The organism is Pseudofrankia coriaricola, from assembly GCF_001854805.1.
GTDB lineage: Bacteria > Actinomycetota > Actinomycetes > Frankiales > Frankiaceae > Pseudofrankia.
In genome coordinates, this window is record NZ_MBLO01000097.1 from 1 (window position 1) to 17847 (window position 17847).

Genomic DNA, 17847 nt, shown 5'->3' on the forward strand with positions numbered 1-17847 from the left:
CGGCGGGGTGAAGAGGTCCGGCTACGGGCGCGAGCTCGGCGCCGTCGGGATCCGCGAGTTCTGCAACCAGAAGTCCGTCTGGATCGGCTGACCCGACCGACCAGAGCCGGCCGCTACGCCCCCAGCAAAGGGAACGCCGCGAAGGTCTGCTCCTGCCACAGCCTCCGGGAGGTCTCTTCCGGGTAGGCGGCGACCGCGGGTTCGGCGTCGAAGACCTGGACCAGACGCCGCTCATTGTCGTAGGCAGTCCAGCCGGGATCACCCGTGGCGGCGAACGCCGTCCAGGACCCGCGCATCCGCGCCGCGAGCGCATAGGCCTCGGTCGGCGGCTCGGCGCCGAGCACTACCGGGCCGAGGTGATGCTCGAATGTGCCGAACACCAGCGGCCCATCGATTCCGTGGGAGGCGCCGAAGATCCCACCATGGCCCGGAGTAGCCCAGGCAAGCTCGTACACGTACGCCCGGCCGCCGCCGGCCGCCTGCGCCTCGGCGAGACGCAGCGAGGGCATGCGGAACAGCCAGTCGGAGTGGACGAGCTCGTACAACTCCCCCGCCAAGGCGTCTGGAAAGGCCTCGCGATATGCGCGCTCGCCATCCGGGCCGGGGCCGAGCGCACGCAGTGCCGCGGCGGCCTCGTCGTCGCCGACCCTGCCGTACTGCCCACTCAGCACGACGAACAGCCGGTACTCGTCCCGGTTATGCCCGCTGATCAGCTCGACCTCGCGCCCGGCACCCGCCGCGAGCGCCTCCCACGGCGTCATCGGCAGCACCTCACCGTCGACCACGGGCGCGAACAGCTCGCTATAGGCGACGGGCCCCCAACGGTTCTCGTGCTGGCGTGCCTTGGCATGCACCGCGCCGCCCGCGGCCGGAAGCTCGCGCGGATCCACCATGGACAGGTCGGCCACCGTGGGGCGCAGCCCCAACTCGGCGGCGATGGTGGAGGCGACGTCGTCGGCCAGCTCGCGAGAGTGGAACAGGCTCGGCACGCTCTGCGCGATCGCCCGCCGGAACAGCCCCGCCGCGCACGGCATGGCCAGCAACGCCGCGATACTTCCCGCTCCCGCCGACTGGCCGAACACCGTGACCCGATCGGGATCGCCACCGAACGCCGCGACGTTGTCCCGCACCCATTCCAGCGCGGCGACCTGGTCGAGCAAACCCCGGTTGGCCGGCGCCCCCTCGATGGCGGCGAACCCCTCGATGCCCACGCGGTAGTTGAAGCTCACCACCACCGCATCACCCTCGTGGGCAAGCCGCCCTGCGTCGTACGCGGGGTTGCCGGCGAAGCCATGTTTGTAGGCGCCGCCGTAGATCCACACCATGACCGGGCGGCGGGCCGCCGGGTCAGGATCGGGCGTCCAGACGTTGACCGTCAGCCAGTCATCGCCCGCCGTCGTCTCAGCCAACCATGCGTCGGCCGCCTGCCGCCTGCTCGGCCACGGGGTGCTGACGTCCTGCGGGGGCGGCGGGCCGAACGAGAACGCCTCCCGCACACCGCCCCACATGCGCGCCGCCCGAGGGGCCGCGAACCGCGCGTCGCCGACGGGCGGCTCGGCGAACGGGATGCCCCGGAACACGCTCAGCCCATCCGCCCGGCGGCCGCGGACCGTGCCCGCGGTGGTACGGACCTCGGGCTCGGCGGCTTCAGACGCGTCCGCTGTGGTCATCGAGAGCTCCTCCCTTGTTGACGATCTAAGCTGCGGCGATTCCGGCAGGCAATCCCGACGGGCTCCATTGGGCATCGCCCGGCGGCGGGGTCAGGCTGGTGACCAGCCGCGCACGGCTCTGGAGCAGGTGCCAAAGCGGATATCGGCACCCCGATGTATACAACAACAAGGCATCCTTCGTATACAAGTCGCTAATTACCGGCCGCGCGACCGGCACCCGGGGCTCGTCGGCCAGGTGAGCGCGCACAAGATCGGTGCCAGCGGGAGGAGCCGTCGCGCCGGTCGCCGCGTCAACCACCACCTCCGACGCCCTCGTTCCAATCAGCGATCTTCACGCCCCGCGCGGCGCCGATTCCTGCGTCAGCCCGGACGATCTCACTCTTGTGATCCAGCCCGAAACCGCCGGTGAGCAGCAAGGTGGCCGCCATGAACGCGACGGACAAGATCACTGCCAGGTCGTCATCCCGTAACGGGCCCGGTGCGCCCAGAGGTTGCGTAGCGCTGCCACAAGCACGACCTCACCGCCCCACATTCTTGATCTGGTCGAGCACCCGCTCGGCCGTCGGATTCTCGATCGTGTCGACGATCCGCCCGTCCTTCAGGAACACGGCCAGGTCGGCGTAAGACGCGGTGATCGGTCGTGCATGACCATCACGACGGTCTGCTTCATCTCCCGGGCGGCGATCTTCAGGAAGGCCAGGACGTCGGCCCCGGCGTTGCTGTCGAGGTTTCCGGTGGGCTCGTCCGCGAAGACGACCTCGGGCCGGCCGACCAGGGCCCGCACCACCGCTACCCGCTGCTGCTGGCCGCCGGATATCTCCGACGGCCGGTGGCCCAACCGAAGCGGCGACCGCCAGCCGGCCGCCTACGTCGTCCCGCGAGGCGTAAAAGCCGCGGTGACGATCATCCGCTCGATGCCTGCCGGGTGGTAGGTGTCGGGGGACGGCCAGAGTCAGTCCGACGGACCCAGCGCCAGCCACGATCGGCACACCGCGTGCGTGCAGATGGCTGCTGAAGGTTCGGTTGACTCAACGAGACCTTCGGCAGCCCGGCGCTTGCGGCCACGTGGTGAGGCGGGAGATCTCAAGCCACACTCGTAATCGCAACGGGACGGGCGAGCAGAGGGACCTCCGGTCGATGCATAACGATGCCGCACCGTACACTGTTAAACAATCGATCAGCGTGACGCCGAGCGGCGCCACACAGCGTACCGTGCCTACGGCGAGCCTGCTTACGATGAGGCCAGCCACGGCCCACCAGTGTCGGAACTTCACGGTTGTTCACCCACCCTTCGTATATGCGGATAGCGCGCGGGCTGCCGGATCCGGCGAACAACACCAGATGTCGGTTTGAGAGGATGAAGTTCTACCAGGTCAGTCAGTCACGTCGCCGACCGCACAGACCCGGACAGGTAGTCCGAGCCGTCGGGGGCCATCCAGCTTCCAGTTCGGCCCATCGTCGATCGGCGAAGGGTCGGCCCGTTCGCGGCAGCCACCTGGCCCGAATGATCACGATCAGTGGGCTACGGGCAGTTGCTGACCAAGTCTTTCCAGCACGTCGGACAGGCTGCCCAGATCTGCGACATGGGCGTATATGTAGAAGTCGGGCCGGACGACGACGGCCTGCGCATCCAGGTCCTTGAACCACTGGCCATAGCGGCCGTCCACGTCGACCAGGTCCACCCCATCCGCGGCGACCGGGCCGACACGGAGTGTCCGGATTCCCAACCGGTCGAGCACGACCTGAGCCGCGGCCGTGCACTCGAGGATCGGCACGGACGTCAGAACGAACCACCCGTAACCCACGAGGTCGTCGTAGAGACCCTCGCGGCCCTGGTACCCGACCCGCGACTGGATGGACAACAGCCCGGCGATAGTGTCGTCGTCGGCGAGGATGCCCGGGCCCAGACGGGGCGGTGCGGCCGGAGGCGGCGCCTGGTTGGGATCCTCGATGGCGGCGATCATGGTCCGGTCTCGTTCGGCCGCCGCCGCGCGGTCGGGGACGCAGATGACCCGGCCGAGCTCCATCGACAGGTCGATGAAGTACCGGACGTGCGGCTCCCGCTCCGGGCCGTAGGTGTCGAGGACCGCATCGGAGGTCGTACCGCGCAGAACCAGATCGAGTTTCCAGGCGAGGTTGTAGACGTCCCGCACGCCGGCGCACATGCCCTGGCCGGCGAACGGCGGCATCAGGTGGGCGGCGTCCCCGGCAATCAGGAGACGGCCGTTGCGCCACCGCTGGGCCCAACGGGCCTGGAAACGGTAGACAGTGTGCCGTTCCAGCGTCGCGTTGTCGGGAGTGACGCCCCACGGACGGAGCAGCTCCCAGGCTTTTTCGGCCTTGTTGAGATCGTTGACGTCCTCGCCCGGCAGCGCCATGAACTCCCAGCGACGCCGGCCCGGGCCGCCCGGCACGATGGTCGTCGGCCGGGTGGGATCACACAGCTGCCATGCTGGCGGGTCGAAGGTCATCGGCTGGTGGGGAACCATGTCGAGGATGAGCCAGTCGTAGAAGAAGCCGAGGTCGGTAGCCGGAAGCCCGGCCAGGCTCCGGACGACGCTGTTGGCGCCGTCGCAGCCGACGACGTACCGGGCCCGTAACCGCTGTTCCCCGACCGTCCCGAAGCCGGGGCCCATCGGGCCCGCGGTCACCGTGACGCCGTCGGGGTCCTGCTCCACGCCGCTGACGTTCATCCCTCGGATGAGGGTGACCGTCGGCTGCTTCTGCGCCCGCAGGTCGAGCTCGCGCTCCAGCTCCGGCTGGGAGAAGAAGTTCGAGGTGTGCCACCACGAGGGTCCGACCCCACGCCAGTCCACCTTGAGCAGGGTCTTGCGTGCGGCGTTTCGCCACTCGTACCAGTTGTCGTAAGGCTCGATGACAGGGTCGCGATCGGAGCGCAGGTCGACGGCCTGAAGAATTCGGGCCACCTCGTGGTCGAAGTGCACCGCGCGGGGCAGCGGGTAGGCTTCGGGAAAGCGTTCCAGGACGACAGTCCGGTATCTGCGCTGGCCAAGGAGTGTCACCAGCAGCTGGCCGACGGGGCCGTAGCCGACGACTGCCACATCGTAGGTCTCCATCACGCGGGTCCTTCGTGTCTATGAGTGCCGGACGGCCGTTGAATGACGGCGGTCGGATCGCCGGTGAATAGGGTTGTGCGGCGGCGGCTCACGGCCTCGGGCGGGCCCTCGCGCGCTGTCGAAGGAGTCGGTTCGCCTGTGCGGGTAGGCCGGTAATCAGCGGCCATAGTCCCCGCGGCGCGAAACGGACGACGCCGATGAGCAGGACACCTTCGATCACGATGCTGAGGCTCTGGAAGCCGGCCAGTTGTTTGGTTAGGAAGTAGTAGACGACAACGGTGCCGACGACGGGGCCCACCAGGGTGCCGATCCCCCCGACGATCGTCATCAGCAGGGCGTTGACGGTCCAGCCGAGTCCCAGCATGCCGACCGGTTCGAAGCTCACCTGTTGCATGGCGACAACGCCGCCGACGAGCCCGCCAAGGACACCGCTGATAACCAGTGCGGCGAGACGGTGCCCGAAGGCGGAGACACCGAGCCCGATGGCCGCGGCCTCGTGGTCACGGACCGCTTTCAGACGCAGACCGAAGTGGGAGCGCGCAACGTAGAAGGTTGTCGCCAGGGCCAACCCCGCCACGACGCAGGCCAGCCGGAAGACGGCAACTGGTCCGGGGGTGGACTGCAGGGGCAGGCTGATGCCAGTGGACCCGCCGGCGAAAGACCAGTTGATCACCCATGCCTGCAAGGCCAGGGCGGCGGCGAGCGTGCCGATGGTGAAGTAGTCCCCCCGCAGACGCAACAGCGGCCAGGCCAGCACCAGAGCAAGCAGGCCGCCGCAACCACCGGCCACGACCATGGCGACCGGGTAGGCCAAGCTGAGGTGGAGCTGGCTCAGGCCGGCTGCGTAGGCGCCGGTACCGACGAATGCGCTGACACCGAGGGAGAACTGACCGCCGTATCCGGCCAGGACGTTCCACCCCTGGGCCAACGCGACGAACGCGAGCAGCGTCGTCGCGACATCCAGCTGGTAACGCGACAACGCGACGTCGGCTCGAGTCCCGACGCCCGCGAGAACCGCCAGCCCGAGCACACCCGTCCAGGCGGGCAGCGGCCAAGGAAATGGGCTGCCTAACAGCCTGACGCCGCGCCTGGCCGTCGGTGCCGTCGCAGTCGTCGTGGTCGTGCTCGTGGCGTTCACGCGGCGGCCCTCCGAGCGAACAAGCCCTGCGGCCGGACCGTCAGGACACCGAAGAACAGCAGGTAGACCGCAAGATCCCGGTAGCCGCCACCGAAGGAGGCCGCGGCCACCGACCGGGCGACTCCGAGGAACAGCGCTCCCAAGAAGGTGCCGAGGACGTTTCCGACGCCGCCCAGTACCACCACCGCGATTCCTACGAGGAGGTACTGCGTGCCAGCGGTCGGGGTCACGCCTCGCGGACCCGCGGGTCGGCGGCGACGTCGGTCGGCGAGCCCTCGGCGATGACGCGGCCCCAGTCGAGGACGACGACGCGATCCACCAGAGTCCCAACAACGCCCTCGACGTGCTCGACGAGCAGCAGGGTGCGGCCCTGCGCGTGGATGCCGCGGATGAGCTCGATGACGTCGCGAAGGTCGCTGCCGTTCAAGCCGGCGGTGACCTCGTCCAGCATGATCAACGAAGGGTTCGTGGACAGCGCGCGAGCGAGCTCCAGCCGCTTGAGGTCGAGCAGGCGCAGGCGTATCGCGGGAACGTCGGCCTTACCGGCCAAATCGCAGAGGGAAAGTATCTCCTCGACGCCGCCGATCGCACCTTGGCGGTGACCGGGCCGGCCTGACAGCGCCCCGATCATGACATTCTCCCGGACGGTCAGGTTTGGGAACGCGCGCGGCACTTGGTGGGCAAGGCTGACGCCATGACGCGCCACTGCCTGTGGAGACAGCACGTCGGTGCGGCGGCCGGCGACGTGGATGCGGCCGGAGTCGGGGCGGTACGTCCCTGACAGCACCTTGAGCAGGCTGCTCTTGCCCGCGCCGTTGGGCCCGATCACCGCCACGGCTTCCCCGGCGGCGACGGCGAACGAGACGTCGTCGACGGCGACGACCCCGCCAAAGCGCTTGCTGACGTGCTCGACGCGGACCTCGGCTCCGTTGGCCGTCACCACCGGGGCGACAGCGCTTGCCAAATGCGCCTTCACGCACTCACGCTCCTGACGGACGAGATGCGGACATAGGGTGGGGAAATCTGGCCGACGGGAATGTCGAGCCGCAACCGGGGCGCGGGGAAAAGATCGAGCGTGGACTGTCGACACCGGTACCAGGTGCTGGGCGGCCGTCGAAGATTGAACGCGACGCGTAACCGGCCGAGGTCAGGCCGCGGAATGGGATCCGGTCATCAGGGCGGCGAGGTCCTCGGGGTGGAGGAAGGACGGCGGCGGCGGCGGGCCCCACGCGAACAGACCACTGGCGCCCGCGCACTCCTCGGGCTTCCAGAGCTGGTCATCGACAATGCAGTCCATGTCGGAGAAGTACTCCGAGAAGTTTCCCGCCGGGTCTTTCAGGTAGTAGAAGAAGTTGGAGCCGGCGTAGTGGCGGCCAAGCCCCCACACGTGCCGTTCCGGGTGGTCCGTCAGCATGTTCATCGCGCCGCGCCCGACCTCGTCGACGTCGTCGACCTCCCAGCTGGAATGGTGCAGGAAGGGCACGGGCGCGCCGAGGACGAGTAGGTTGTGGTGATCGGTGGAGCAGCGCAGGAACGCGCCGTGCCCGGGGATGTAGTCGCTGACCTTGAAACCCATACCCTCGGTGTAGAACCGGACGGTCGCCTCCTGGTCCGGTGTACCGAGGACGACGTGCCCCAACCGTCGGGGCCGTACAGCACCATGACGACCGGTGGCGGGGGCTCTTTGACCGGACGGGCGGCCGACGACTCCCGGGGCATTCGCGCCGGGAGCGGGACGAGCCGGCATCCGCATCGGCTCGCTGATCATCACCACCGTCCGTACTCCGGTAATCGGCTCTACCGCGACGAACCGGTCCCGAGCCTTGTCGAACGGCAGGCCCAGACGGTGCAGGCGGCTCGCGCAGCGCTCGATGTCGTCGGCGTCCTGGGCCCGTACGGCGACCTCCACCAGGCGCCGGCGGGGAGTCTCGACCAGGGTGAGCTGCTCACCGCCGTCTGTGGAGGCGAGGACAGCAGGACGTGTCTGCTCCAGGCCGAATTCCTCGTAGTAGGCGACGGTCTCGGCCACGTTCGGTACGCCGACGGTAATCGAGGCCAGTCCGTGTAATGCCATGTCTCGCTCCTCATTCACCGGTGGCGTCCGGGTGATGGGCGGTGCATCGGTCGTCCAGCAATGAAAAGGCCGGCAAGCGGCGTGCCGTAGCTCAGTCGTTCGGGGCGACGAATCGGTGCCGCATCTCGCCCAGGCCTTCGATGAAGGTGACGAGCTCCTCACCCGCCTGGATGAACCGCGTGGGCGTGCGTCCCATCCCGACACCGGCTGGCGTTCCGCTGAAAATAAGGTCGCCCGGGAACAGGGTGACGACGTCAGAGAGCCGGGACACCAGCTCGTCCACGGGGAAGATCATCCGACTGGTGCGACCGTCCTGTACCTTCTCCCCCGCCAGGACAGAGCCGATCGCCAGGTCGTCGGGATCGGCCAGCTCGTCGAGTGTGACCACGGCGGGACCGATCGGCCCGAACCCGGGGTGAGACTTTGCCAGGCCGAACTGGGGAGCGGGCCCGGAACGCTGGCGGACCCGCTCGGAGACGTCCTGGCCGATCGTGTAGCCGGCAACCAGGTCCCGCGCCTGCCCGAGGGGAACCTCGTGGCCCCCACGGCCAAGCACGATGACGAGCTCGGCCTCCCAGTCGACCTCCCCGGGAACCAGCTCGATCTCGCCAACCGGCCCCGTGAGGCATGAGACGTATTTGGTGAACACAACCGGTTCATCAGGCACGGCTAGGCTGGCCTCGGACGCGTGCTCCCGGTAGTTCAGGCCGATTGCGAAGATCTGCCGCGGGTTGGGCACCGGGGCACCGAGATCGGCGATGTCGTACGGCCGTCCGTCGAGGTCGACGTTGGCGACAGCGGCCCAGCCCACGAACTCCTGCCAGCAGGCATAGACGCTCTGTGGGTCGGGGCCGAACCGCCCCTCGCTAGCCGCCGCGACATCCACCGCACCTCCGCCGGCCAGCAGGACCAGCCGGCCCTCGAGGTTTCCGATGCGCATGAGTTCCCTTCCCATCTCGGGGGATGGCGTGACCACGAGCCGGAGCGTCAGCGACCGCACGGGCAGGGTCAGCGACTGTGAAGCGGGGCGAGGGCGTCGCGGTGGCGCCACGCGGTCTGATCTGTGGGACGGCCGGACCATGAGACTCCGACGCGCATCCGCGCCCCCGACTGTCGCCCACGGAGCCGGTCGGCCCCCGCACAGCTACCTTGTACGCCCCCCGACTTCGACACGTCAAGATATTTTCGAAAACAGCTATGAGGTTCGCGTTCAGGCCTGATCAACGAAGCACGCCGGGTGCTTCGGCCACTTGAGTCGAAGCCTGGTGATCACGGCGGAACGAGGGTCCAGGGGAAGGATTCGAACGTTTGCCTGATTTTCGCACGCTCTCTAGACTGAGACCGTGCCTCGGCAGACCCAGACCGATCGCGTCTACGACGTCCTGCGCGCGGACATCCTTGCCGGCCGCCTACCGCCCGGAGCCAAGCTGCCCTTCGCCGACCTCTGCACGCGCTACTCCACCAGCGTGGGCGTCGTCCGCGAGAGTCTTTCCCGGCTCAGCGCCCAGGGCCTGGTCGTCAGCGAGCCCCAGATCGGCTTCCGCGTCACCCCCCTGACCCACACGGACCTGCTCGCGCTGACCGAAGCGCGGATCTTCGTCGAGGGGCACGTCATCCGGCTGTCCATCCAGAACGGCGACGTCGAGTGGGAGGCCGCCCTGGTGGCCGCCCATCACACCCTCGAACGAACTTCCCAGACAGTTCCCGAGGATCCCCACCGCCTCAGCGAGGAGTGGGCCGCCGCGCACGCCCGGTTCCACGCCGTGGCCCTGCAAGCCTGCCCCAATCGACGACTGCTCGACATCGCGGAGAGCCTTCGCGCCTCCGCAGAGCTCTACCGACGTTGGTCGGTGCCCCTGGGGGCAAGCACCCGAGATGTCCCCGCGGAGCACCGGCGCATCCTCGCGGCCGCGCTCGCGGGCGAGGCCGAGGAGGCGGCCGCGGCCCTCTGTGACCACATCGCCCGCACGACGCAACTGCTCGACGACGCCGCGACAGCCGACTCACCCGAATCGGACGAGGTCAGTAGAGCTCCCTCCCGCTGACCTCGCAGATCACATCGCCGCTGAATCGACCTCCAGACCGTCGAGCTCCGTCTCCCCGACTCTCGGCAGCCGTCCAGCCTCACAGAAGCCTCGCTCCTACTCCGTGTCGCGGACCGCGTCGATCACCTCGCCGAGCAGTGCGGTGAACCGCGCAGCGTTGTCGGGCCCCAGCCGCGTGGTGATCTGTTGCTCTATCGACGCGATCACGGCGTCCGCGGAGCTCAGTGCCTGGCGGCCGGCGTCGGTGAGGTGCAGTTCCTGGACATGCCGGTGCCGGGGATGCGGGCGTCGCTCCAGATGACCCCGTTCGGTCAGCCTCGCGACCAGCGACGCCACGGCCTGTGGTGTGAGGTGGAGCCGGCGGGCCAGCTCGGCACCGGTGAGGCCGGGTTCGACGTGAACTGAGATCAGCAGGGAATAGTGCGCCGGCGCCATGCCGAGCGGCCGCAGCTGCTGCTCCTTGACGGCCCGCACCGTCAGCTCGGCCCGGCGCAGCGCCCAGATCACCCGGTCCAGCGCAGCGGCACCGACCGACTCGCCCTCGTCCCGCGTCATGCGGCAACCTTACAACCAGGTGATCTATATCAAACACTTGATGACTCACAGGCAATTGACCAACAATCGGCTTGTGACTCGAACTCTTGCCTTGATCACGGGCGCCTCGTCCGGCATCGGTCTTGCCTATGCCCGGGCTCTGGCTGCCGACTGCGATTTCGTCCTGGTGGCCCGGCGCATGGACCGGCTGGCCGACCTAGCGGGCGAACTGCGTGACGCCGGCGCCACCGCGGACCTACTGTCCGCCGACCTCGGTACGCGCGCTGGCGTGGCGACGGTGACCGATCGCCTCGCCGCCGGGGACGTCCGGCTACTGATCAGCAACGCCGGCGCGGGCGGTTACGCCCGGCTGGCGGAGGTGGACCCGGTCGACGTCGACCGCCTGCTCAGCCTCAACGGCGTGGCGCCCATCGAGCTGGTGCGCGCTGTGCTTCCCGGAATGCTGGCGGCCAACGAAGGCACGATCATCACCGTCGCCTCACTGCTGGCGTTCAGCGCGGCGCAGACGGACGGACGATTCCCGCGGCGCACCCTGTACGCGGCGGCGAAGGCGGCCACCGTGGCGTTCACCCGGACTCTCACCGTGGAACTCACCGGAACCGCCATCCGGACCCAGGTGGTATGCCCTGGGATGGTCGCGACGGAGTTCAACGAGGGGGCCGGACTCACCGCGCCGTTCGCGATGTCGGCGGAAGGCGTGGTTCAGGCCAGTCTCGCCGGCCTGCGCCTCGGCGAGTCGATCTGCATCCCGGGTCTGGAGGACCAGTCCACCGCCCTGGGCGCACTGGTCACGGCTGAAACCGCCCTGATCGTCGGCAACCGGCCGGTGCCCGCAACCCGCTATCAGCAATCCGGGGACAGCTGACAACAGCCAGGCGTGCGGCCCGGTTGTGCGCGCTGACCGGGCTGTCACCGTCCCCGATCCCGGCACCGCGGGAGGCCTGAGCAGGCGCGGTTGTGAGCTCGCGCAGGGCCACAGCGTCGCCTCAGCTGGCGAAGCGCTGTGCCGCCCCCAAACGGAGAAACCAGCACACGGTCGTAGATGGCTTCCGCGCGAGTCAGGTTCCGGCCCCGCTCCAGGGTTCAGGCCAGTGGCCAACCCGACACGGCCAGCTCAGTGGTGAGGGCGTGCGGCATCCGTCGCCGGTTCATGATTCGGCCTCCACCATGCTGTGGTACCCGCGGTTGACGGCCCGGGTCTGGTATGCCTGCCGGGCCCACCCCCACCGCGCCGCGGGGAACACGCCGTTGACATGCCTCGACGATCGTGCGCCTGCGCCCAGGCGACATCATCGCCACCGGGACCCCGGGTGGCGTCGGCCACGCACGCAACCCACCGCGCTTTCTGGTAGGCGGCGAGAGAGTGGTCACGGAGATCGAGGGCCTCGGCCGCCTGGAGAACATGGTCGTCAAGGAGCCCTCGAGCTGATGCGCCGGACCTTCGCCGATGCCCGACGGTGGATGCAACAAGGCACGGCGCTGCTCGCCAAGGAGGCGGACCTCGACGACGATGCCCTTGACGCCCCGAGCTCGCTGCCCGGGTGGAGCCGCGGGCACCTGCTCGCCCACATCGCGGCGAACGCCGATGCGCTAGGCGACGAGCCCGTGCGCGCCGATCTCGGCCTGCAGCTCGGGCGTCGCGAAGCAAAATGAGTCCGTCGAGCCAACGTAGTTTCGGCGATAGTCGGCGCAGCCGGCGATCAGCTGGCGGATGGCCGGAACCTCATACCTCTCGTAAACGTCACGGAACATGTCCGGGTCGAGCGCCGTTGGGCGCTGCGTCAGGCGCAGTAGCTTGGCACCTTCAGGGGAAAGCGGGGCTGGATACCATCGGTCTTCCGATGCCTGGTCGAGGATCTCGTCAACCGGCACGAACCTCACACGTCCGCGGTTGATGAAGCGCAGCTCATCTTCCGTCACCATTTCGCTGAACGGCGACGAATGATATACATGCAACGCCGTCTCGAAACTGCCCGGGCACCCGGTCATTTTTCGGTTCCACATCACCTGGCGCTTCCCTGGCGAGCCTGCTCGCCGTGCCGGGCCGCTGTCTCTACGATCGGCGGCCGACCACCGCATCGTATGGGCGTTTCCCGGTGATCCGGGTGCCGGAGGCGTCGAATTCCAGGAAAACCCGCCACAACATCCGGACCCGATGGTCGGCCCACACGGCGTTCATCGGGTCGATCCGGAAGAATACCTGCTGCCCCTGGTCCGGCAGTCCTACATTGTCGTACATCGCGGTCTGGACCAGCCATGGGAACTGCTCCCGGCTGACCGCCACGGCCCGCTGTATTTCCTCGGCCGTGGTCAGCAGTGACGCCCAGCCCTTGACCTGGAGCGAGCGAGTGACGAATCGGTCCTCGAACCCGCCGGGCGGCAGGTAGCTGACCGCATAGCTGACCCGTGGATCTGCGAGCATCTCTGCGTACTTACGGTTGTAACTGAACGTGTGCATGTATACGCTGAGCCCGTCGCCGGCAATGTGCATGGCGGACGCGGACGGACACCCGTCGGCGTCCACCGTCGCCAGGGTCGCGATCTCCTCCTCCCGGAGAAGTTCAGTGATAGCGTCCTGGATCTGCGCCAGATCGGGTTCCGGCCTTTTCATCGGGCTTCGGCCGGGAGCCAGCCGAGTGCGGCCACGTCCAGCGCGCTGGCCACCGTCCCGCACTTCCCACAGGTTCGCGCTGCCTCGTCGGCAGAGAACCGGGCACATGCCGCGGCGTAGTACTGCACGGCAGGGGTGTCGTTGTCGTGCTCCCACTCATAGCGCCGCAGCTCGCTGTCGCACCCGTCGCAATACCAGGCGGCGCCCTGCAGCCCGGCCTCCAGCGGCTGGTACCGCAGTGTGACGCCTTCCCTGATCGGCACGATCCGGTGCGGTGTGCCCGCCGGGATGTAGACGTGGTCACCGACGTCCATCCGGAACCGATTGACCGAGCTGTCCCGGAGGTGGACGTGCGCGGCCCCGGACAGCTGGCTGAGCACGTTGTCCCTCGAGCAGATCAGGTGGAACGGCTGCGGCTGCCGGTTGCGGGACAGGTAGATCTGCGGGTCGGTCTCCGCTGGCAACACGGCGGCGTCCTCGTACTCGCCCAGCTCGGTCTTGAGGGCGTGCAGCATCCGTCGCCGGTTCATGATTCGGCCTCCACCATGCTGTGGTACCCGCGGTTGACCGCCCGGGTCTGGTACGCCTGCCGGGCCCACCCCCACCGCGCCGCGGGGAACACGTCGTTGACATGCCCACACCGGGCGCACGTACGACCCTCCTCGCTGTTACGCAACTCAACAAACTCCACAGAGCTAGCTATGGTCGGGAACTGGCGGACCGGGTCGTCTTCCGCGCCGTACCGCTGCGCGTCGTACCCCGGCAGCCCGTGCGGAGTGGCGTCGTAGGAGTGCCGCACCAACTCGGCCTTACAGTTCTTACACCGGGCCGTCAACGCCTCGGACTGCTCTCCGGACGACGACTGACGCTGCGTGATCACCATCACGGCGAACGCCTCCGAGTCCTTCTCGTCCCGCAGGAACGAGTTCACCCCATGCAACCGCTGCGTCGCCATGATCTGCCCCGCAGCCAACATCGCGTTCCTCGACCCATAGGTCACAGCGACCTCGTCCACCGAGTTCCAGTGGAAGAAATGCCCGTACTCCACCTCCGGCCCACCCACCAGCACCACCCCCGCCGGCACAATCGCCCCCGCCCCGTCATACGGGAACAGAGGCATCAACTGCGCCGCCGCCTTCGCCATCCGCTCATACACGTTCACCTTCAGCGGCTCACGGTCAGGGTCCGGCGGCGGGATCCGCCGCGTGTCCACCAGGTCCACCCTCAACCCCCTCTATGTAGCAGTATGTGGAACAGCGCCCCTCAGTGTGATACCAACGCACTGCCCTGGCAAGACCACACCCCGCCGACCCACACCCGCCAACCCCACCACCGCACGTCAACACCCACGAACAAGCAGGTAGAGCCCGCCCAGTCAGCCGCTCCCCGAAGTCAGCACCGCCGGTTGCCACGAACCACGGTCATGGTGGCGGTCGGTCACCGTCGGGTTGGGCCTGACCGGATACTCAAGATCACTCCGTGCCCGGCGCGAACCGACCCAGCGCTGCCCGCGCTGCCCGGCCCGTCTGTTTGCTCGGCTCGGGCGGGTAGTCGGCGTTCTGGATCTTCGTGACGAGCCGCCGCGCAGGTGCACCGGCGGACGGCGATGGGACGGGCGGGCGACGCATCGACGAAGTCAGTCCGATAGCCGTCGATCGGCCGGACATGAGACCGGCACCCCGATGCCGATCGAGGATGGGCTTCGAGCTCGCCGCGCACGTCGTACCGGGCCCGAGCGGACGCAGCTGATCCTGATTGCCATCGTCACACTGCCGCCGCGGGGACTGACCCTGCCCGCCGTGATCCGCGCCGTGAGGTACCCGGTGACGACCCCGAACGGCTGGACGGCGAATACCGTGCAGCTGGCTGCCGACCTCGTGCTGGCGGCCGCCTCGGTGCTCAACGATCCGCGTCTCACCACCCGGGGTGGTCCCGGGGGAACCCCGGCTCAGCCGAGACGACCACCAAGCTCACGCGCGACACGCCTCGTCACATCGGCCGTGGCCGTCGTCCACTCATCATCCGCACGCGACAACGGCGCGGTCGTAACCAGAGCACCCCGGACATGGCCCCTCTTGTCCCGAACCACCGCCGCGACCGCGGCCACATCCGCCTCAGTCTCCGCACGATTGACCGCATACCCCCGCCCGCGAACCTCCCCCAGCTCGCGCAGCAACGCCTCCCGCGTCGTCAACGCACGCGGCGTCGGCGCCTCCAACACGCCCGACGGATACAACCGGACGATCTCCTCATCACTCCGCTCCGCCAACAACGCCTTACCCGCCGCCGTCGAATGCGCCGGCAAGATCCACCCTATCCGGCCCCCCGTACGCACCACCCGATCACTCTCCACGCTGTCCAGATACACCACGCTGGTGGCGCCCCGCATGATCCCCAAATGCACCGTCTCGTTCGTCAGATCACGCAAGCTCACCAACGCCGAATGCGACACCGCCCGAATATCGATCTTCGACACCACCGCCAGACCGATGTCGACCAACGCCGGCCCCGGCTTATACGCCCGCGAGTACTCGTCTTGCTCCACGAACTGATGGTGACTCAACGTCGCCAACATCCGATGCACCGTCGACCGGGACAACCCCATCTCCCGCGCCACCTGGTTCACCCGAACCATCTCGTGATCCTCGAACAGCCGCAGCAGCCGCAGCACGTTGTCGACCGCGCCGATCAACCCACCCGGGCGCTCCGACGGGACCTCAACGTCATCCAAGACTGGCTCCACCCCGACAGACTAACCCAGCCCACCCTTGCAGATCACCGCCTGATGTAGCGCGATGCGGCACGCCGTTCCTCATCCCGCTACTCGACCGGTGCATGCCGCTGGATCACTCCCCGCGTCCTACTCCCTCGTGCTCGCCGCCAGGGCGCGGACACCGATCCCGCTCCATCCAATGGCGCCAGTGGCCGCCCGCGCGTACGCCGACCTCGGCGGCGACACGGTCACCGCCCCATCCATCTGGAGTTGACCGCCCATGGCGTACGTCATCACGCGCGAACATCACGATCACCAGGACACCGCACGCTTCGGTCCGCGGGGGCACGCAATCGTTCTTTGCCCCTAGTGCAGCTCCGCGTAAATCTTGCTGGCCTGGCTGGTGATCAGCCGATCCAGGCGGTGGGGTCGCCGGCGTAAAGCCCGCAGGCGCAGTTGAGGGCCTGTTCGGGCGTGCCGACGGACTCGCCACTCGGCAGGTAGGAGTCCTCGTAGGCGCCGCGGCTGTCGAGGTAGATCGCGAAGCCCCACTGGTCGGGCTGGCCGGTGTAGCGCAGCCGGCACAGCGGGTAGGGGGCCGCGTCGTCCGCCTCGTCGGCGAAGACGGCGTCGAGGTAGGCGAAGTCGCCGCGGTAGCGGATGGTCAGGTCGCGCAGCTGGGGCCAGCGGGCGGTGTGCTGGGTGCGCAGCCGGTGTTCCAGCACTACCCGGGCCATCTCGGGGATCTTCGCCACGTCCCTATCCTGCCCGCCTTGGCGTGTCGGACCCGCGCGCGGGTCTGCCCGGTTCTTCCCTGTCGTCCTGGAACTGTCCCTTCCAGGATGCGGTGGGTGCTCAGGTGGGCAGCTGGTCCGGCGGTCCGAGGGTGGTCCTCGGCGCCGCGCAGCGTCAACGGTTCAAGAAGCTCGCCGGGACGGTGAGTGCCCCGTTCGACCAGGTCAGACGGGCCCGGATCCTGCTGGACGCGGCCGACGGCCGGTGGGGGCCGGTCGCGCTCGGCCGCCGCCACGGCGTGCACGCGGACACGGTCCGCCGGCTGTGCGCCCGGTTCGCCACCGACGGCGAGGCCGCGCTCGTCGACCGGCCCCGCCCCGGCCGGCCGCGCCGCTACGGCCCGGACGCCCGGCTCGCGGTGCTGGCCGCCGTCACCGAGACCGCCCCACAGGCGGCGTCGCAGTGGTCGCACCGGCTGCTCGCCGAGCATCTCGCCCCCACGGTCGGGATGTCACCGGCGCAGATCGGCCGGGTCCTGGCCGATCTCGACCTCAAGCCGCACCGGGTCCGGGGCTGGCTCAACCGGCCCGCCGTCCCGGACTTCGCCGACCGCGCCGCCGCGGTCTGCGACCTCTACCTGCACCCGCCCGCGGACGGGGTCGTGATCAGCGTCGACGAGAAGACCGCGATCCACGCCCGCTCGCGGCGCCACCCGACCCGCCCGATCCGCCCCGGCTCCCCCGCCAGGCGCGAGTTCGAGTACGTCCGGCACGGCACCGTGTCGCTGGTCGCGGCGATGGACGTCGCCACCGGCGAGGTCCTCGGTGAGATCATCCCCGGGAAGAACAACTCGGCGAACTTCACCTGGTTCCTGACCAGGCTCGACGAGGCGATCGACCCGACACTGAAGATCTACCTGGTGATGGACAACGGGTCGAGCCACACCGCGCACGCGACCCGGCGGTGGCTCGCGGCCCACCCCCGGTTCGTCGTGACCTACACCCCGAAACACGCCAGCTGGCTGAACATGGTCGAGATCTTCTTCTCGACCCTCACCCGCCAGCTCCTGCGGCGCGGCGACTTCACCTCCCGCGACAACCTCGCCAACAAGATCCTCCACTTCATCGAGGTCCACGACCGCACCGCCAAGCCCTACCGCTGGACCTACACCGGCGAACCCCTCAAAGCCGCCTGACAACCCCAGCAAGACTTACGCGGGGCAGCACTAG

General features: G+C 68.6%; 21 protein-coding genes. 5 read left to right on the top strand and 16 right to left on the bottom strand.

The genetic code is table 11. The features are described 5' to 3' along the window. Positions 1 to 113: 113 nt before the first annotated feature. The 9 genes from BCD48_RS15450 to BCD48_RS15485 form a co-directional block, all read right to left on the bottom strand. A complete protein-coding gene (locus tag BCD48_RS15450) occupies positions 114 to 1670 on the bottom strand; it encodes a carboxylesterase/lipase family protein (protein WP_071049068.1) in 1557 nt (518 codons plus the stop codon). A gap of 290 nt (positions 1671 to 1960) precedes the next feature. Then, entirely contained in the window at positions 1961 to 2113 is a 153-nt protein-coding gene (locus BCD48_RS51270; protein WP_157910504.1) for a hypothetical protein, read from the bottom strand. 155 nt (positions 2114 to 2268) lie between these two features. Continuing rightward, positions 2269 to 2508, bottom strand: a complete 240-nt coding sequence (locus BCD48_RS54900; RefSeq protein ID WP_071049069.1) for an ATP-binding cassette domain-containing protein — start codon at positions 2506 to 2508, stop codon at positions 2269 to 2271. A 676-nt stretch (positions 2509 to 3184) separates the two neighbouring features. Beyond that, complete coding sequence (gene mhpA, locus BCD48_RS15460; protein WP_071049070.1) at positions 3185 to 4747, bottom strand: bifunctional 3-(3-hydroxy-phenyl)propionate/3-hydroxycinnamic acid hydroxylase MhpA; 1563 nt, start codon at positions 4745 to 4747, stop codon at positions 3185 to 3187. An 88-nt stretch (positions 4748 to 4835) separates the two neighbouring features. Continuing rightward, positions 4836 to 5885, bottom strand: a complete 1050-nt coding sequence (locus BCD48_RS15465; protein ID WP_116271528.1) for a branched-chain amino acid ABC transporter permease — start codon at positions 5883 to 5885, stop codon at positions 4836 to 4838. Further along, the gene (locus BCD48_RS49120) at positions 5882 to 6115 is read right to left on the bottom strand and encodes a hypothetical protein (protein ID WP_071049072.1); all 234 of its coding nucleotides are present in this window, start codon (positions 6113 to 6115) and stop codon (positions 5882 to 5884) included. The genes BCD48_RS15465 and BCD48_RS49120 overlap by 4 nt, the downstream gene beginning before the upstream one ends. Continuing rightward, positions 6112 to 6861, bottom strand: a complete 750-nt coding sequence (locus BCD48_RS15475; protein ID WP_198543252.1) for an ABC transporter ATP-binding protein — start codon at positions 6859 to 6861, stop codon at positions 6112 to 6114. Before BCD48_RS15475 ends, BCD48_RS49120 begins: the two co-directional genes overlap by 4 nt. A 171-nt stretch (positions 6862 to 7032) precedes the next feature. Next, complete coding sequence (locus BCD48_RS15480) at positions 7033 to 7959, bottom strand: VOC family protein (protein ID WP_071049074.1); 927 nt, start codon at positions 7957 to 7959, stop codon at positions 7033 to 7035. Between the two features lie 91 nt (positions 7960 to 8050). Beyond that, positions 8051 to 8899 (bottom strand): fumarylacetoacetate hydrolase family protein, encoded by an 849-nt coding sequence (locus BCD48_RS15485; RefSeq protein ID WP_071049089.1) that lies wholly within the window; start codon positions 8897 to 8899, stop codon positions 8051 to 8053. A 403-nt stretch (positions 8900 to 9302) separates the two neighbouring features. On the opposite strand from BCD48_RS15485, the gene BCD48_RS15490 reads away from it, so the two are divergent. Then, complete coding sequence (locus BCD48_RS15490) at positions 9303 to 10004, top strand: GntR family transcriptional regulator (RefSeq protein WP_071049076.1); 702 nt, start codon at positions 9303 to 9305, stop codon at positions 10002 to 10004. A 96-nt stretch (positions 10005 to 10100) separates the two neighbouring features. Here the strand turns inward: BCD48_RS15490 and BCD48_RS15495 are convergent, their stop codons facing one another. Next, positions 10101 to 10559 carry a MarR family winged helix-turn-helix transcriptional regulator gene (locus tag BCD48_RS15495; RefSeq protein WP_071049078.1) on the bottom strand — a complete coding sequence of 153 codons (459 nt, stop codon included), beginning with the start codon at positions 10557 to 10559 and terminating at the stop codon, positions 10101 to 10103. A 73-nt stretch (positions 10560 to 10632) separates the two neighbouring features. Here BCD48_RS15495 and BCD48_RS15500 point away from each other — a divergent pair, with 73 nt between their 5' ends. From BCD48_RS15500 to BCD48_RS46355, 3 genes are all read left to right on the top strand, one after another. Beyond that, entirely contained in the window at positions 10633 to 11424 is a 792-nt protein-coding gene (locus BCD48_RS15500; protein ID WP_083418683.1) for an SDR family NAD(P)-dependent oxidoreductase, read from the top strand. Between the two features lie 399 nt (positions 11425 to 11823). Continuing rightward, the gene (locus BCD48_RS55640) at positions 11824 to 11988 is read left to right on the top strand and encodes a fumarylacetoacetate hydrolase family protein (protein WP_083418684.1); all 165 of its coding nucleotides are present in this window, start codon (positions 11824 to 11826) and stop codon (positions 11986 to 11988) included. Next, positions 11988 to 12212, top strand: a complete 225-nt coding sequence (locus tag BCD48_RS46355) for a maleylpyruvate isomerase N-terminal domain-containing protein (protein WP_083418685.1) — start codon at positions 11988 to 11990, stop codon at positions 12210 to 12212. The genes BCD48_RS55640 and BCD48_RS46355 overlap by 1 nt, the downstream gene beginning before the upstream one ends. Here the strand turns inward: BCD48_RS46355 and BCD48_RS50675 are convergent. The 6 genes from BCD48_RS50675 to BCD48_RS15530 form a co-directional block, all read right to left on the bottom strand. Further along, positions 12150 to 12566: a hypothetical protein gene (locus tag BCD48_RS50675; protein WP_131804003.1), complete on the bottom strand. Its 417-nt coding sequence runs from the start codon at positions 12564 to 12566 to the stop codon at positions 12150 to 12152. The genes BCD48_RS46355 and BCD48_RS50675 overlap by 63 nt on opposite strands. Before the next feature lie 46 nt (positions 12567 to 12612). Further along, a complete protein-coding gene (locus tag BCD48_RS15510) occupies positions 12613 to 13170 on the bottom strand; it encodes a pyridoxamine 5'-phosphate oxidase family protein (RefSeq protein ID WP_071049082.1) in 558 nt (185 codons plus the stop codon). Continuing rightward, positions 13167 to 13700, bottom strand: a complete 534-nt coding sequence (locus BCD48_RS15515; RefSeq protein ID WP_071049083.1) for a cupin domain-containing protein — start codon at positions 13698 to 13700, stop codon at positions 13167 to 13169. The genes BCD48_RS15510 and BCD48_RS15515 overlap by 4 nt, the downstream gene beginning before the upstream one ends. Further along, positions 13697 to 14383, bottom strand: coding sequence for a cupin domain-containing protein (locus BCD48_RS15520; RefSeq protein WP_071049084.1), 687 nt, complete (start codon positions 14381 to 14383; stop codon positions 13697 to 13699). Before BCD48_RS15520 ends, BCD48_RS15515 begins: the two co-directional genes overlap by 4 nt. 735 nt (positions 14384 to 15118) lie before the next feature. Then, entirely contained in the window at positions 15119 to 15901 is a 783-nt protein-coding gene (locus BCD48_RS15525; protein WP_071049085.1) for an IclR family transcriptional regulator, read from the bottom strand. Positions 15902 to 16290: 389 nt separating this feature from the next. Next, positions 16291 to 16638 carry a hypothetical protein gene (locus tag BCD48_RS15530; RefSeq protein ID WP_071049086.1) on the bottom strand — a complete coding sequence of 116 codons (348 nt, stop codon included), beginning with the start codon at positions 16636 to 16638 and terminating at the stop codon, positions 16291 to 16293. A gap of 104 nt (positions 16639 to 16742) precedes the next feature. On the opposite strand from BCD48_RS15530, the gene BCD48_RS15535 reads away from it, so the two are divergent. Beyond that, complete coding sequence (locus BCD48_RS15535; protein WP_241841751.1) at positions 16743 to 17813, top strand: IS630 family transposase; 1071 nt, start codon at positions 16743 to 16745, stop codon at positions 17811 to 17813. Positions 17814 to 17847: the final 34 nt, after the last annotated feature.

What these genes read in the sequence shown, in the direction of transcription:
- BCD48_RS15450 (WP_071049068.1), bottom strand. Translation starts at nt 1,670, where the DNA reads ATGACCACAGCGGACGCGTCTGAAGCCGCCGAGCCCGAGGTCCGTACC.
- mhpA (WP_071049070.1), bottom strand. Translation starts at nt 4,747, where the DNA reads ATGGAGACCTACGATGTGGCAGTCGTCGGCTACGGCCCCGTCGGCCAG.
- BCD48_RS15480 (WP_071049074.1), bottom strand. Translation starts at nt 7,959, where the DNA reads ATGGCATTACACGGACTGGCCTCGATTACCGTCGGCGTACCGAACGTG.
- BCD48_RS15485 (WP_071049089.1), bottom strand. Translation starts at nt 8,899, where the DNA reads ATGCGCATCGGAAACCTCGAGGGCCGGCTGGTCCTGCTGGCCGGCGGA.
- BCD48_RS15495 (WP_071049078.1), bottom strand. Translation starts at nt 10,559, where the DNA reads ATGACGCGGGACGAGGGCGAGTCGGTCGGTGCCGCTGCGCTGGACCGG.
- BCD48_RS46355 (WP_083418685.1), top strand. Translation starts at nt 11,988, where the DNA reads ATGCGCCGGACCTTCGCCGATGCCCGACGGTGGATGCAACAAGGCACG.
- BCD48_RS15510 (WP_071049082.1), bottom strand. Translation starts at nt 13,170, where the DNA reads ATGAAAAGGCCGGAACCCGATCTGGCGCAGATCCAGGACGCTATCACT.
- BCD48_RS15515 (WP_071049083.1), bottom strand. Translation starts at nt 13,700, where the DNA reads ATGAACCGGCGACGGATGCTGCACGCCCTCAAGACCGAGCTGGGCGAG.